Source organism: Bordetella sp. 2513F2 (assembly GCF_054642735.1).
Genome location: NZ_CM137755.1, coordinates 3,688,337 through 3,702,679, shown reverse-complemented (window position 1 = coordinate 3,702,679; position 14,343 = coordinate 3,688,337). Strand labels below are relative to the sequence as shown.

Genomic DNA, 14,343 nt, shown 5'->3' with positions numbered 1-14,343 from the left:
GGGCAGGAGGCGGGAGTGCGGCCGGCCGGACTCAGACGGCCATCGGCGCCGTGAGCGGCGCATGGTGCTGGTAATCGGCGAGGGCGAAGTCGCCCGGCTCGACCCGTTCCAGCCATTCCGGCTCGTAGCGGCCTGTTGCGGCGTAGTCGGGGATGCGCTCCGACAGCACCAGCCGCGGCGCCGGATAGGGCGTGCGCGTGAGCTGCTCGCGCAGCATGGGCAGGTGGTTCTCGTAGATGTGCGCGTCGCCGATGAAGTACGACAGCCAGCGCGGCGTGTAGCCCGTGAGCCGGCCGACCAGGTGCAGCAGGGCGGCGCCTTCGGTGAGGTTGAATGGCGTGCCCAGGCCCACGTCGTTGGAGCGTATGTAGAGGCACAGCGAGATCTCGCGGGTGCCGGCATTGGGCAGGAACTGGTAGAGCAGGTGGCAGGGCGGCAGCGCCATCTCTTCGATCTGCGCCCAGTTCCAGCCATGGAACAGGATGCGGCGGTCGCCGGGGCGCTCGATGATGGCGTCCAGGCACTGGCGCAGCTGGTCGACCGCCTTGTAGAGCAGCACGTGGGGCTCGCCCTGTTCGGCCACGTCGGCCACCTTGGCGTAGCCCCGCGCGAGCGCATCGGCGATGCGGTCGGCCTGGCTGGCGGGCAGCAGCTTGTAGGCCGGCCACCGGCGCCATTGCACGCCGTAGACCGGGCCGAGGTCGTCCGGACCTTCCCGGTAGGGATTGGCCAGCCACTGGGCGTTCTCGTTGGCGTTCTGGTCCCAGACCTTGCAGCCCAGCGCGCGGAACTCCGCGGCGCTGCGCGAGCCGCGCAGGAACCCCACCAGCTCGCCGATGGCCGACTTGAAGGCGAGCTTCTTGGTCGTGACGGCCGGGAAGCCTTGCTGCAGGTCGAAGCGCAGCGCGGCGCCCGGCAGCGACAGGGTGCGCACGCCGGTGCGGTTCTCCTGCCAGCTGCCGTGGTCGAGGATGGACTGGACGAGGTCGAGATAGGCTTTCATGGCCGCTGCGTCAGGCTGCCGCCTGGGTGTCGACGATGTCTACCGAGAAGGTCAGTTCGGCGGTGTGGGCCAGCATGGCGGAGGCCGAGCAGTATTTCTCGTGCGAGAGCTGGACGGCCCGCTCCACGGCGGCGCGGGGCAGGTTGCGGCCCGACACCGTGAATGCGAAATGGATGCGGGTGAACACCTTGGGATCGGTCTCCGCGCGTTCGGCCTGCAGCTTGACGCTGCAGCCCGTGACGGCGTGGCGGCCGCGCTTGAGGATGAGCACCACGTCATAGGCGGTGCAGCCGCCCGTGCCGGCCAGCAGCATTTCCATGGGGCGCGGCGCCAGGTTGTGGCCGCCGCCCTCGACGGCGCCGTCCATCACGGCCACGTGGCCGCTGCCGGTGCTGGCCACGAACATCATGCCCGAGGGGCCGCCCCAGTCGATCGTGCATTCCATAGTGAAAGTGTCCTCGTGCTTGCGCGCATCAAACGACGATCATAACCTCGTTAAGTACAATCCCCGGGAGGTGCCCCGCCTGCCGTCCAGGGTTCTGGAGCGCCCGTTTTCCAGGAGTCGCCACCATGTCCTCTCGTACCCTGCCGCATTCCGGTCATGCGCGCCTGACGCGCCGTCCGGGCCGCCTCGATGCCCTGCTGGGGGAGGTCGACCGCGCCTTGCGCGTGGTGTCGGGCGCCGCCACCGCGCAGCGTCCCTATCCGGCCCGGGCTGCGGAGGCGCCGGACCAGCTCGGCGAAGCCGAAAAGCGCCATGCCGCGGGCCTGATGCGGGTGAATCACGTGGGCGAAGTCTGCGCCCAGGCCCTGTACCGCGGGCAGGCGGTGGCCTGCCGCGACGAGGCCGCGCGCGCCGTCTTGCGCGAAGCGGCCGCCGAGGAGGTCGACCATCTGGCCTGGTGCGCCCAGCGGCTCGAGGAACTCGGCAGCCGGCCCAGCCTCCTGAACCCGTTGTGGTATGCGGGCTCCTTCGGGCTGGGCGTCCTGGCCAGCGTGGCAGGCGTGCCGCGCAACCTGGGTTTCATGGCCGAAACCGAGCGCCAGGTGGAGGCCCACCTGGATCGCCACCTGCAGACCTTGCCCGCCGCCGACCAGCGCTCGCGCGAAGTCGTCCTGCAGATGAAGGAAGACGAGGCGGGCCACCGCGACAGCGCCGAGCGCAACGGCGGGGTCCCGCTGCCTGCCCCGGTACGTGGCGCCATGCGGGCCATGTCCAAGGTCATGACCAGCACGGCTTACTGGATCTGAAAGGTATTGCGCGTTGATGGTGCGTCGCGCAAAACCCGGCTGGGCATAGGCATCTTCCTGGGCGCCAGCCCCGCCCCGGTGCTGAGGCGGATTGGGGTTTATACTTCAGGGTAATCCCCAGGTGAGGCCATGCCAATCTCGGCACGCCGCCGGGTTTCTACGTAGTTTCCGCCATGGCAGCCAGGGATTTTGCGAAGTTTGTTGTTTTTCATCAACAAACGCGCGGGGCGGGGTTGGGATGCAAAAAAAGATCTTGCATCGCAGCAATGGATGCTCTACTATTCATTCAACGGATGTCGAAACACAGTCGGTGCGGTGCAAAACCCCGGTTGTGCAGATCCCAGGCTCAAGCCCAGCGTGATCCGACATGCCACGGTTGTCTCCTCCACCCTCCTCCTTTGGTGGATTTAGCCCGAGATCGCAAGATCTCGGGCTTTTTTTTATCCTGATTCGGTCGGGTGCCGGGATAAGCCCGTACAGCCGGCGATACAATCGGGGTGTTACGTTTCGTTCCGGGGGCTTGCACTTGATCAAGGCCGCCATATACGGGCGTTACACGACCCGCCCATAATGGCGGGCCTGTCTCGAATGACCAACGAAGGTGGCTCAGTGACCTGGCTGTATATCTGCGTGGTCGCTTTCATGGTGGGAGGCCTCATCGTGGCGTCGGAGCGCTGGCACGGCGCTTTCACCGGCGACAGCGACCTCAACAAGCCCCAGGCGTCGCATTCGCGCGCCACGCCGCGCGTGGGCGGGCTGGCGGTGCTGGCGGGTTCGCTGGCGGGGCTGCTGGTCCTCGGGCCCAGCAACATGACCCTCACCTGGCTATGGCCGGCGCTTTTCGTGGCTGCGTTGCCGGTTTTCGTGGCCGGCCTGCTCGAAGACATCACCAAAGACATCGGAGCCGGCAAGCGCCTGCTGGCGGCCTTCGTGTCGGCCGCCATCGCGTGGTGGCTGCTGGGCGGCGTCAGCCGCGTGGGCATCGCGCCGGTGGACTGGGTGCTGTCTTACTGGCCCGTGTCGCTGCTCTTCACCATGTTCGCGGTGGGCGGCTGCACGCACGCGCTCAACATCGTCGACGGAATGAATGGCCTGGCCGGCATGGTGGCCACCCTGATGGCGGTATCCATCAGCCTGGTGGCCCTGCAGGTGGGCGATGCGCCCATCTTCATGATCGCGGCGGCGCTGGCCTCCGCCACGCTGGGGTTCCTGGTCTGGAACTTCCCGTTCGGCCGGGTGTTCCTGGGCGACGGCGGCGCGTATTTCCTCGGCTTCATGCTGGCGGAACTGGCCGTGCTGCTGGTGGTGCGCAATCCCTCCGTTTCCCCCTTCTATGCGCTGGCGGTGCTGTTCTATCCTGTCTTCGAGACGGCGTTCTCGATCTGGCGGCGGCGCTTCAAGCGGGGCGTGCCGGTAGACCAGCCCGATGCGTTGCACCTGCACCAGCTGGTATTCCGCCGTCTGGTGCGTGTCACGTTCAGCCGCGGCCGCCGCCATGCGGTCCCGGCATTGTGCAACGCCATGGCTTCGCCCTATATGTGGGTGCTGGCGCTGATCGGCCTCGTTCCCGCCACCATCTGGTGGGACAACGCCTGGTTCCTCTGCGCCAGCCTGGTCGTGTTTGCCGCCGTGTATACCTGGCTCTACATGCGCCTGGTTTCCTGGCGCCGTCCGGGGTGGCTGCTGCTGCCCTCGGTATTGCGCACGCCATAAGGCGGGGCGGTCGCGGCCCTGCGGGGGCGCCGCAGACCGGGCGGCGAGCGTGCCGCGGGCTGGCGTGTTACAAGTTCCCCCATGACATCGAAATGCCGTAGCCGTATTGCGGCGATAGGGAGATTTATCTTGCGTATCCAGGATGTGAAGCTTGCCGTGGTCGGTCTGGGCTATGTGGGCCTGCCGCTGGCCGTCGAGTTCGGCAAAAAGCGTCCCGTGATCGGGTTCGACATCAATACCCGCCGCATCGAGGCATTGCAGGCCGGGCACGACCACACGCTGGAGGTCGAAGACGCGGAACTGGCGCAGGCGCGTCAGCTGGTCTACACCGCGAACCGGGCAGACCTGGCCCAGGCCAACGTGTACATCGTCACCGTGCCCACGCCCATCGACGAATACAAGCAGCCCGACCTGACGCCGCTGATCAAGGCCAGCGAAACCATAGGTTCGGTGCTCAAGCGCGGCGACATCGTGATCTACGAGTCCACCGTGTATCCCGGCGCCACCGAGGAAGACTGCGTGCCGGTGCTCGAGCGCGTCTCCGGGCTTAAGTTCAACGAGGACTTCTACGCCGGCTACAGCCCCGAACGCATCAATCCGGGCGACAAGGCGCACCGCGTCAACACCATCAAGAAGGTCACGTCGGGCTCCACGCCCGAGATTGCCGAGCTGGTGGACGCACTGTATCGCGAGATCATCACCGCCGGCACGCACAAGGCGCCCAGCATCCGGGTGGCCGAGGCTGCCAAGGTCATCGAGAACACGCAGCGCGACGTGAACATCGCGCTGATCAACGAGCTGGCGCTGATCTTCAACAAGATGGGCATCGACACCGAAGCCGTGCTGCAGGCCGCCGGCACCAAATGGAACTTCCTGCCGTTCCGGCCAGGCCTGGTCGGCGGGCACTGCATCGGGGTGGATCCGTATTACCTCACGCACAAGGCCCAGTCCATCGGCTACCACCCGGAGATCATCCTGGCCGGCAGGCGGCTCAACGACGCCATGGGCAGCTACGTGGTGTCGCAGCTGGTCAAGGCCATGGCCAAGAAGCGCATCCACGTCGAGGGCGCGCGGGTGCTGATCATGGGTCTGACCTTCAAGGAAAACTGCCCCGACCTGCGCAACACGCGGGTGATCGACATCGTGAGGGAGCTGGGCGAGTACAACGTGGCGGTCGACGTGCACGACCCCTGGGTCGATCCCGAGGAGGCCATGCACGAGTACGGCATCACGCCGGTGGCGCAGCCGAAGGAAGGCGCCTACGACGCCATCATCCTGGCGGTCTCGCACCGCCAGTTCGTCGAGATGGGGGCGCAATCGATCCGGCGGCTGGGCAAGGCCTCGCACGTGCTGTACGACCTCAAGTACGTGCTGGCGCCGGAAGAGGCGGACCTGCGCCTGTGAACCAAGGAGAAAGCGTCCATGAGTAGCACCCGGTACGAAAGCATCCAGGCCGAATTGCGCGCGCAGCCGCGCACGTGGCTGGTCACGGGCTGCGCCGGCTTCATCGGTTCCAACCTGCTCGAAACCCTGCTCGCGCTGGACCAGCGCGTCGTCGGGCTGGACAACTTCGCCACCGGCTTCCGGCACAACCTCGACGAAGTCCAGCGTTCCGTCACGGCCGCGCAGTGGCAGCGCTTCCGCTTCATCGAAGGCGACATCCGCGAGCTGGACGCCTGCCGGCGCGCCGCCGAGGGCGTGCAGATCGTGCTGCACCAGGCCGCGCTGGGCTCGGTGCCGCGGTCGCTGAAGGATCCCATCACCACCAACGAGGTGAACGTCAGCGGCTTCCTGAACATGCTGGTCGCCGCGCGCGACGCCGGCGTGCAGTCGTTCGTCTACGCCGCCTCGAGCTCCACCTATGGCGACCACCCCGGCCTGCCCAAGGTGGAAGATCGCATCGGCAAGCCGCTGTCCCCCTACGCCGTCACGAAGTATGTCAACGAGCTCTATGCCGACGTGTTCGCGCGCTCGTACGGCTTCGGCAGCGTGGGCCTGCGCTATTTCAACGTGTTCGGCAAGCGCCAGGACCCCGACGGCGCCTATGCGGCGGTGATCCCCAAATGGACCGCGGCCATGATCCGCGGCGAAGACGTCGTGATCAACGGCGACGGCGAGACCAGCCGCGATTTCTGCTTCGTCGACAATGCCGTGCAGGCCAACCTGCTGGCTGCGATGGCGGGCCCCGAGGCCGTGAACCAGGTCTACAACGTGGCCTACAGCGGCCGCACCACGCTCAACCAGTTGTTCGACTACCTCAAGCGCACCCTGGGAGACCAGGGCGTGGCCTACGACAAGGCGCCGGTATACGGCGACTTCCGGGCGGGAGACGTGCGCCACTCCCAGGCCGATATCGGCAAGGCCGGCAAGCTGCTGGGCTACCAGCCCGCCTACGACATCGTGCGCGGGCTGGAGACGGCGATGCCCTGGTACGCGCAATTCCTGCGTTGACTTGAAAGCCCTCATCCGCAAACTCGGCGCGGTACATCCGGATCACCAGCGCATCTTCAAGGGCGCTTTCCGGGTCGCCGTCTTCCTCGTCCTGGGCAAGGCGGCGGGGGCCCTCAAGGAGATGGCGGTCGCGTACCGCTATGGCATCAGCGACGCGGTCGACGCCTACCAGTTCACCATGACCATGGCCAACTGGCTGCCCGTCACCATCGTGGGGGCGCTGTCGGTCGTGCTCATACCCGTGCTCGTGCGCCTGCGCCGCGGCACACGTGCCGAGCGCGAGCAGTTCCTGCGCGAACTGCAGGGCATGGCGCTGCTTGCCGGCCTGGTCCTGGCGGCGCTGACTGCGCTGGCCTGGCCCTGGGTGCTGCAGTGGCTGGGCACCGGCCTGTCCGCGCGCGTCGCCGGCATGACCCGGGAGCTGCTGTACGCCTTCGTGCCCGTGACGGCGCTGCTGCTGGTTGCCGGCATCAGCGCCGCGCGCCTGCGGGCGCAGGAGCGCCACGTGAACACCCTGCTGGACAGCGTGCCGGCAGTGGCCACGCTGGCCTGGGTCATGCTGGCCGCGGGGCAGGCGGGCGAGGTGGGCCCGCTGCTGTGGGGCACCCTGGTGGGCTACCTGGTGCAGACTGTCTGGCTGGCCTGGCTGGCTGCGCGCGCCGACGGCGGGTTCTGGGGCGCCCCCCGGCTGGCCATGCGTTCGCCCCATTGGCCGCAGCTGGCTGCGGCCGCCGGCGTCATGCTGGTGGGCCAGGTGGCGATGAGCTTCGTCGGTCCGCTGGACCAGTACGCCGCTGCCCGGCTGGGCGACAACGCCAATGCCACGCTGGGCTATGCGGCGCGGCTGCTGTCGCTGGTGCTGGGCATCGGGGCGGTCTCGGTGGGCAGGGCGGCGCTGCCGGTGCTGGCCGACGTACAGGGGCGGGGCGATGCGGCGCGCGCGCGCGGCATGGCCCTGAAGTGGTCCGTGCTGATGGTCGCGGCGGGCGCCGTGGCCGTGGTGGCGGGCTGGCTGCTGGCGCCGTGGGGCGTGTCCCTGTTGTTCGAGCGCGGGGCCTTCACTGCCGAGAACACGGCCGCGGTGGCCGGGGTGCTGCGCTGGGGGCTGCTGCAGCTGCCGTTCTATTTCGGCGTGCTGGTGCTGGTGCAACTGCTCGCCAGCCAGAACCGCTACCGCATCATGGCTGCCATCGCGGTGGCCAATTTCGCGCTCAAGGCGGCCTTGACCCTGCTGCTGGCGCCGCGCATGGGGGCCGGGGGCATCATGCTCGCCACCAGCCTGATGTATCTGCTGTCCTATATCTGCTATACGGTGGTGGCGCTGCAGCCGGCGCGGCCCGCACCGGAGACGACATGAACCGCGACGACATGCCTGCGCGTCCGCCGCGCATATTGGTGTTCATCCACTCGCTGCATGGCGGCGGAGCCGAGCGCGTGGCTGCCGACCTCACGGCCAGTTGGGCGCAGGCCGGCGGCGAGGTGATGCTGGTGACCCAGGCCGGCCCCGAAGGCGACGCCTACGCGCTGCATCCGCGCGTGGCGCGCCGGGTGCTCGGCACGGCAGCCGAAGGCGGCGGCCTGGGCGGCCTGTGGCGCAACGTGCGGCGCGTGCGTGCGCTGCGCGCGGTGCTGCGGGAATTCCAGCCCGACGTGGTGCTGGCCATGATGACCACCGCCTCCGTGCTTGCCGTGCTGGCGGCGCGCGGCCTGCCTTGCCGCGTCATTGCCACCGAGCATGCGCATCCGCCTTCGCAGGCACTGTCCGGGCTGTGGCAGCGCCTGCGGCGGGTGACCTACCCGCATGCCGCGCGCGTCGTGGCCCTGACCGGGGGCACCGCCGCCTGGATCGCGCAGCACGTGCCGGGCTCCCGCCTGGCGGTGATCCCGAACGCGGTGCACTGGCCTTTGCCGGACGGCGAACCGCGCCGCGAACCGCCGCAGGCGCCGCAGCGCAGGCGCCTGCTGGCCGTGGGGCGGCTGCATCCCGACAAGGGCTTCGGCGTGCTGGTCGATGCCTATGCGCGGCTGGCCGATGAATTCGCCGATTGGGACCTGATCATCCTGGGGGAAGGGCCGGAGCGTGGGGCGCTGCAGGCCCGCATCGACCAGGCCGGCCTCACGGAGAGGGTCCGGATGCCGGGCCGGGTGGGCAACGTGGGCGACTGGTACCGCAGCGCCGATCTCTACGTGCTGAGTTCGCGGTTCGAGGGGTTGTCGAATACCCTGATCGAGGCCCTGGCCAGCGGCCTGGCCGCGGTGAGTTTCGATTGCGACACGGGGCCGCGCGAAATCGTGCGCGACGGCGTGGATGGCGTGCTGGTGCGGCCGGTGGGAGACGCGGGGGTGCTTGCCCAAGCGCTGGCGCCGATGATGCGCGACGACCGGCGGCGCGCCGCCATGGCGACGCGCGCCCGGGAGGCGCGCGAGCGGTTCTCGGCAGCGCGGATCCTCGCCATGTGGCAGGAATTATTCGACGAGGTGCTGGCCGCGCGTCGCTAGCCGGCGGCCTCGTCAAGACAGGAATGGACATCTCGAGATCATGTGCGGAATAGCGGGAATCTGGGGGCCCCTGGCGGGCAAGCGCGATGTGCTGGCCGAAAGCTGCCGGCGCATCCGGCATCGCGGGCCCGACAGCCATGGCTATTGGGAAGACGAGCCCGCGGGCCTGGCCTTCGCGCACGTGCGCCTGGCCATCCAGGATCTCAGCGAGGCCGGGCACCAGCCCATGATCTCGGCCTGCGGGCGCTATGTGCTGGTGCTCAACGGCGAGATCTACAACCACCAGGCCCTGCGCCGCGAACTGGAGCGGGCCGGCCAGGCGCCCGACTGGCGCGGGCACTCCGACACCGAGACGCTGCTGGCCTGCTTCGCGGCCTGGGGCATGGAAGCCACGCTGAAGGCCGCCGTGGGCATGTATGCGATCGCGCTCTGGGACCGCCAGGCGCGCCGCCTGGCCATTGCCCGGGATCGCATGGGCGAGAAACCGCTGTACTACGGCTACAGCGGCGCCCACTTCGTGTTTGCCTCCGAACTGAAGGCCCTCACGCCCATTCCGGGCTTCGGCCGCGAGCTGGATCGCGGCGCGCTGGCCGCCTACATGCGCCACAACTACGTCCCGGCGCCGATGTCCATCTACCAGGGGATACGCAAGCTGCCGCCCGGCACCTGGCTGGAGCTGGGCGCCGAGGCGGCGGCGCGGCGCGAGCTGCCGGAGCCGCGCGTCTACTGGTCTGCCGAGGAGCAGGCCCGGCGCGGCCGGGAAGAACCCCTGGCGTTCGGCGACGATGCGGCCGCGGTCGATGCGCTCGAGCGCGTGCTGCGCGACGCCGTGTCCGGCCAGATGCTGTCCGACGTGCCGCTGGGCGCCTTCCTGTCGGGCGGCATCGACTCCTCGACCATCGTGGCCTTGATGCAGGCGCAGAGCGGGCAGCCGGTGCGCACCTTCTCGATCGGCTTCCACGAGAAGGCGTATGACGAGGCGCAGCACGCCAAGGCCGTGGCGCGGCACCTGGGCACCGACCACACCGAGCTGTACGTCACGCCGCAGGACGCGCTCGCCGTCGTGCCCGGCCTGGCCGACATGTACGACGAACCGTTCGCCGACTCCTCGCAGATCCCCACCTCGCTGGTCACGCGCATGGCGCGCCGGCACGTCACGGTGGCGCTGTCGGGCGATGGCGGCGACGAGCTCTTCGGCGGCTATACCCGCTATTTCCGCGTGCGCGGCTGGCACGCCCAGGCGCAGCGCCTGCCGCGTCCGGTGCGCCATCTGGCCGGCGCCATGCTGCGCGCCTCCGCGCATCTGCCCGGGCGCGGCGCCTGGCGCGGCAAGGTGTCCAAGATGGGCGACCTGCTCGGCGCCGATCTCCAGGGCGAGTTCTATCGCCGTTTCGTGTCGTACTGGGCCGACCCGGCGCAGGTGGTAAGGGGCGCGACGGAACCGCCTTCGCCGTTCCAGCGCCCCATGGACGGCCCCATGCTCGAGGCCATGATGCTGCTCGACACCATCACCTATCTGCCGGACGACATACTCGTGAAAGTGGATCGGGCGGCCATGGCGGTCAGCCTCGAGACCCGCGTGCCGCTGCTGGACCACAGGGTCTACGAATTCGCCTGGCGGCTGCCCATGCAGTACAAGGTGCGGGGCGGCACCGGCAAGTGGCTGCTGCGCCAGCTGCTGTACCGCCATGTGCCGCAATCGCTGGTGGACCGGCCCAAGCGCGGCTTCGCCGTCCCGCTGGCGTCCTGGCTGCGCGGGCCGCTGCGCGACTGGGCCGAATCCCTGCTGGATCCGGCACGGCTGCGCCAGGAGGGCTGGTTCGAGCCCGAGCCCATCCTGCGCAAATGGCGCGAGCACCTGAGCGGCCACCGCAACTGGAGCAGCCACCTGTGGGGCGCGCTCATGATGCAGGCCTGGCTGGACCGCTACCGCACGGCCGACCCGGCCTCCACGGCAACCGGGCACCTCAAGGAGACCCTGCAACGATGAGGATCATGCTGCTGGTGAGTTCCATGCATGCAGGCGGCGCGGAGCGCGTGGCCGCCACCCTGGTCAATGCCTGGGCGGCGCGCGGAGACGAGGCCACGCTGGTGCCGACCTATTCGTCCAAGGGCGTGTGTTTCTATCCGCTATCCGATGCCGTGGAGCTGTGCTGGCTGGCCGACCATGCCGGCACGCGCGCCGGCGGGCCGCTGGCCGCAGCGCGCCGGCTGGCGGCGCTGCGCGCGCTGATCCGCCGGCGTGCGCCGGACGTCGTCGTGTCCTTCCTCACCAATGTCAACGTGGCAGCCGTGCTGGCCACCCGCGGCCTGGGCGTGCCCCTGATCGTGTGCGAGCGCACCAATCCGGCCGTGGCGCAGCTGGGCCGCGTGTGGTCGGGCCTGCGGCGCCTGTGCTATCCGCACGCCGACGTCGTGACGGTCCAGGCGCAGGCCACCGTGGCGCCGTTTGCGCGCCGGGTTCCGGGGTTGCGACGGCTGGAGGTCGTGCCCAATCCCTTGCCTCCGGAACTCGCTGCAGCGCCGCTGGCCGATACGGCGGGCGGCACCGGCCGGCGCCGCCTGGTGGCCATGGGCCGGATGGTGCCGGAAAAGCAGTTCGATCAATTGATCGCCGCCTTTGCCGAACTGGCGCCGCGCCAGCCCGAGTGGGATCTCTGGATCTGGGGCGATGGACCGCAGCGCGCAAGCCTGGAGACCCAGGTGCGTGCCGCGGGCCTGGCAGAGCGCGTGCACATGCCCGGCCGCACCGAGGCGCCATGGGAAGAGCTGGGCCGCGCCCAGGCTTTCGCCATGAGCTCGGCGGTGGAGGGATTTCCCAATGTGCTGCTGGAGGCCATGGCGCTGGGGCTGCCCTGCGTGAGCTATGACTGCCCCAGCGGTCCGCGCGAAATAACCCGCGAGGGCGAGGACGCTCTGCTGGTGCCGCTGGGCGATCGCGCCGGCCTGCGCGACGCCATCGGCCGGCTGATGGACGAGCCGGCGCTGCGCGCGCAGCTGGGCAGCCGTGCCGCGCAGTCGGTGCGCAGCCGCTACGCGCTGCCCGCGGTGCTGGCGCGCTGGGACGAACTCTTCGCCATGGCGCGCCGCGCCAAGGGGACCCTATGACGGCCCGCTCCGGCATCGTGCTGCACGTGATAACCGGCCTGGGCCAGGGCGGCGCGGAGTCGGTCCTGTACCGCCTGGCCACCTGTTCCGCCCAGACGCTGCGCCATGTCGTGGTGTCGCTGACCGACGAAGGCGTATATGGCGCGCGCCTGCGCGCCGCCGGCGTGGCGGTCCATGCGCTGGGCATGCCGCGCGGGCGGGTCACGCTGGCCGGCCTGCGCGACCTGCACGCGCTGATCCGGCGCGAGCAGCCCATGGCGGTACAGACCTGGATGTACCACGCCGACCTGGTCGGCGGGATCGCCGCCCGCCTGGCCGGCATCCGGGCCGTGGCCTGGGGTATCCGCAATTCCGGCACGCACCTGCAGCGCAGCAGCCGGTCTGCCCGGCTGGTGCTGAAGGCCTGCGCGTTGCTCTCGGGCCGGATCCCCGCCGTGATCGTCTGCGCTGCCCAGGATGCGCTGGAGCGCCATCGCGCCCAGGGTTATCGCGCCGACCGCATGGTCGTGGTGCCCAATGGCTACGACTTCTCGCGGTTCGCGCCCGATGCCGCGGCGCGGGCTGCCATGCGCGCGGCCTGGGGCGTGGCCGACGATGTGCCGCTGGCGGGCTGCGTGGCCCGCTGGGATCCGCTGAAAGACCATCGCAACCTGCTGCAGGCACTGGGCCGGCTGGTGCGCGGAGGACGCGACGGCCGACTGCAGTGCGTGCTGGTGGGACGCGGCATGTCGCCCTCCAACGCCGAGCTGGTCGCCCTGATCGAGGCCGAAGGGCTGCGCGGCCGCGTGCTGCTGGCCGGGCCCAGCGAAGACGTGCCGGCCGTGATGAACGCGCTGGACCTGCATGTGCTGTCGAGCTGCGCCGAAGGATTTCCCAACGTGGTGGCCGAGGCCATGGCCTGCGGCACGCCCTGCGTGGTCACCGACGTGGGCGATGCCGCGCACATCGTCGGATCCACGGGGCCGGTGGTGCCTCCCGAGCAGCCCGATGCGCTGGCCGATGCCATCGCCGGTAGGCTGGCGGAGATCGCGGCGCACGGGCGCGAGGCGGTGGGCCGGGCCGGGCGCGAGCGCGTGCTCGAGCATTTCAGCCTGCAGCGCATGGTGGAAGCCTATGGCGCCATCTGGCGCCGCATCGCCAGGGAGAGGGCACGATGAGCGCGTCCGATGCCGTAGCCGGCGGCGGCGGGCGTCGCCTGTTGTTCGTGGTGAACAACCCCGCGTTCTTCCTGTCGCACCGCCTGCCCCTGGCGCAGGCGGCCCGGCGCGCGGGCTATGAGGTGCACGTGGCCACTATGGACGGCGCGGCCGTGGCCACGATCGTGGGGCATGGCCTGATCCACCACGTGCTGCCGTTGAACCGCAGCGGGAAGAACCCCCTGCAGGAGTTGCGGGCGCTGCATGCCATCTACCGGCTGTTTCGCCGGGTCCGGCCGGACCTGGTGCACCTGGTCACGATCAAGCCCGTGCTTTACGGCGGCATTGCCGCGCGGCTCGCGCGCGTGCCGGGCATGGTGGCGGCGATCTCGGGGCTGGGTTTCCTGTTCGTGTCCGACAGCCTCAGGGTGCGCATCGTGCGCGCGCTCGTGGGCCCGCTCTATCGCATCGCGTTGGGCCATCCCAACAGCCGCGTGATCTTCCAGAACACGGCGGATCGCGACGTGCTGCGGCGCCTGGGCGCGGTGCGCGACAGCCAGGTGCTGATGGTGCGCGGCTCCGGCGTGGACCTGCAGGCCTATGCCGCCCGGCCCGAGCCGCCGCGTCCGGTGGTGGCGCTCATGGTGGCGCGGCTGCTGCGCGACAAGGGCGTGGCCGAGTTCGTCGAGGCGGCGCGGCTGCTGCGCGCCCAGGGCCTGGACCTGCGCATGAGGCTTGCGGGCAGCGTGGATCCCGGCAACCCGGCGTCCGTCACGCAGGACGACGTGGCGGGCTGGCAGCGCGAGGGCTGCATCGAAGCGCTGGGAGAGCGCAGCGACGTGGCCGACCTGTATGCCCAGGCCCACATCGCCGTGCTGCCTTCATATCGCGAGGGTCTGCCGAAGTCGCTGGTGGAGGCCGCGGCCTGCGGCCGGGCCGTGGTCACCACCGACGTGCCGGGCTGCCGCGATGCCATCGAGCCCGGGGAAACCGGCCTGCTCGTGCCGCCGCGCGATGCGCACTCGCTGGCTGCCGCCATCGGACGGTTGGCGGTGGATGACGCGCTGCGTCGTCGGATGGGACAGGCCGGCCGCAAGCTGGCCGAGCAGGAGTTCTCGATCGAGGACGTATGCCGGCGGCACCTGGAAGCGTATGCGGCGTTGGGGGCTGGCCGCGGATAGC

General features: G+C 69.7%; 12 protein-coding genes. 10 read left to right on the top strand and 2 right to left on the bottom strand.

All coding sequences use genetic code 11. The features are described from left to right. Positions 1-31 precede the first annotated feature (31 nt). Together ACYBYQ_RS17520 and ACYBYQ_RS17515 are read right to left on the bottom strand one after the other, a co-directional pair. Positions 32-1,003, bottom strand: coding sequence for a thymidylate synthase (locus ACYBYQ_RS17520; protein WP_459615724.1), 972 nt, complete (start codon positions 1,001-1,003; stop codon positions 32-34). A gap of 10 nt (positions 1,004-1,013) precedes the next feature. After that, positions 1,014-1,448, bottom strand: a complete 435-nt coding sequence (locus ACYBYQ_RS17515) for an OsmC family protein (RefSeq protein ID WP_459615723.1) — start codon at positions 1,446-1,448, stop codon at positions 1,014-1,016. 125 nt (positions 1,449-1,573) lie between these two features. Here ACYBYQ_RS17515 and coq7 point away from each other — a divergent pair, with 125 nt between their 5' ends. The 10 genes from coq7 (at position 1,574) to ACYBYQ_RS17465 (ending at position 14,342) form a co-directional block, all read left to right on the top strand. Beyond that, a complete protein-coding gene (gene coq7, locus ACYBYQ_RS17510) occupies positions 1,574-2,254 on the top strand; it encodes a 2-polyprenyl-3-methyl-6-methoxy-1,4-benzoquinone monooxygenase (RefSeq protein WP_459615722.1) in 681 nt (226 codons plus the stop codon). Positions 2,255-2,863: 609 nt separating this feature from the next. Beyond that, positions 2,864-3,967, top strand: a complete 1,104-nt coding sequence (locus ACYBYQ_RS17505; protein ID WP_459615721.1) for an MraY family glycosyltransferase — start codon at positions 2,864-2,866, stop codon at positions 3,965-3,967. Positions 3,968-4,096: 129 nt separating this feature from the next. After that, positions 4,097-5,371, top strand: coding sequence for a Vi polysaccharide biosynthesis UDP-N-acetylglucosamine C-6 dehydrogenase TviB (gene tviB / locus ACYBYQ_RS17500; RefSeq protein ID WP_459615720.1), 1,275 nt, complete (start codon positions 4,097-4,099; stop codon positions 5,369-5,371). Between the two features lie 18 nt (positions 5,372-5,389). Next, positions 5,390-6,418, top strand: coding sequence for an SDR family oxidoreductase (locus tag ACYBYQ_RS17495; protein ID WP_459615719.1), 1,029 nt, complete (start codon positions 5,390-5,392; stop codon positions 6,416-6,418). 1 nt (position 6,419) lies between these two features. Then, entirely contained in the window at positions 6,420-7,775 is a 1,356-nt protein-coding gene (murJ, locus tag ACYBYQ_RS17490) for a murein biosynthesis integral membrane protein MurJ (RefSeq protein WP_459615718.1), read from the top strand. Further along, complete coding sequence (locus ACYBYQ_RS17485; RefSeq protein ID WP_459615717.1) at positions 7,772-8,917, top strand: glycosyltransferase family 4 protein; 1,146 nt, start codon at positions 7,772-7,774, stop codon at positions 8,915-8,917. The genes murJ and ACYBYQ_RS17485 overlap by 4 nt, the downstream gene beginning before the upstream one ends. A gap of 40 nt (positions 8,918-8,957) precedes the next feature. Continuing rightward, the gene (asnB, locus tag ACYBYQ_RS17480; protein ID WP_459615716.1) at positions 8,958-10,907 is read left to right on the top strand and encodes an asparagine synthase (glutamine-hydrolyzing); all 1,950 of its coding nucleotides are present in this window, start codon (positions 8,958-8,960) and stop codon (positions 10,905-10,907) included. After that, positions 10,904-12,025: a glycosyltransferase family 4 protein gene (locus tag ACYBYQ_RS17475; RefSeq protein WP_459615715.1), complete on the top strand. Its 1,122-nt coding sequence runs from the start codon at positions 10,904-10,906 to the stop codon at positions 12,023-12,025. The genes asnB and ACYBYQ_RS17475 overlap by 4 nt, the downstream gene beginning before the upstream one ends. Next, the gene (locus tag ACYBYQ_RS17470; RefSeq protein ID WP_459615714.1) at positions 12,022-13,182 is read left to right on the top strand and encodes a glycosyltransferase family 4 protein; all 1,161 of its coding nucleotides are present in this window, start codon (positions 12,022-12,024) and stop codon (positions 13,180-13,182) included. The genes ACYBYQ_RS17475 and ACYBYQ_RS17470 overlap by 4 nt, the downstream gene beginning before the upstream one ends. Next, a complete protein-coding gene (locus ACYBYQ_RS17465) occupies positions 13,179-14,342 on the top strand; it encodes a glycosyltransferase family 4 protein (protein WP_459615713.1) in 1,164 nt (387 codons plus the stop codon). Before ACYBYQ_RS17470 ends, ACYBYQ_RS17465 begins: the two co-directional genes overlap by 4 nt. The last annotated feature ends 1 nt before the right edge of the window (position 14,343 follow it).

Coding starts and splice junctions, on each gene's coding strand:
- ACYBYQ_RS17485 (WP_459615717.1), top strand. CDS start 7,772: ATGAACCGCGACGACATGCCTGCGCGTCCGCCGCGCATATTGGTGTTC.
- ACYBYQ_RS17475 (WP_459615715.1), top strand. CDS start 10,904: ATGAGGATCATGCTGCTGGTGAGTTCCATGCATGCAGGCGGCGCGGAG.
- coq7 (WP_459615722.1), top strand. CDS start 1,574: ATGTCCTCTCGTACCCTGCCGCATTCCGGTCATGCGCGCCTGACGCGC.
- ACYBYQ_RS17515 (WP_459615723.1), bottom strand. CDS start 1,448: ATGGAATGCACGATCGACTGGGGCGGCCCCTCGGGCATGATGTTCGTG.
- ACYBYQ_RS17495 (WP_459615719.1), top strand. CDS start 5,390: ATGAGTAGCACCCGGTACGAAAGCATCCAGGCCGAATTGCGCGCGCAG.
- asnB (WP_459615716.1), top strand. CDS start 8,958: ATGTGCGGAATAGCGGGAATCTGGGGGCCCCTGGCGGGCAAGCGCGAT.
- ACYBYQ_RS17520 (WP_459615724.1), bottom strand. CDS start 1,003: ATGAAAGCCTATCTCGACCTCGTCCAGTCCATCCTCGACCACGGCAGC.
- ACYBYQ_RS17470 (WP_459615714.1), top strand. CDS start 12,022: ATGACGGCCCGCTCCGGCATCGTGCTGCACGTGATAACCGGCCTGGGC.
- ACYBYQ_RS17465 (WP_459615713.1), top strand. CDS start 13,179: ATGAGCGCGTCCGATGCCGTAGCCGGCGGCGGCGGGCGTCGCCTGTTG.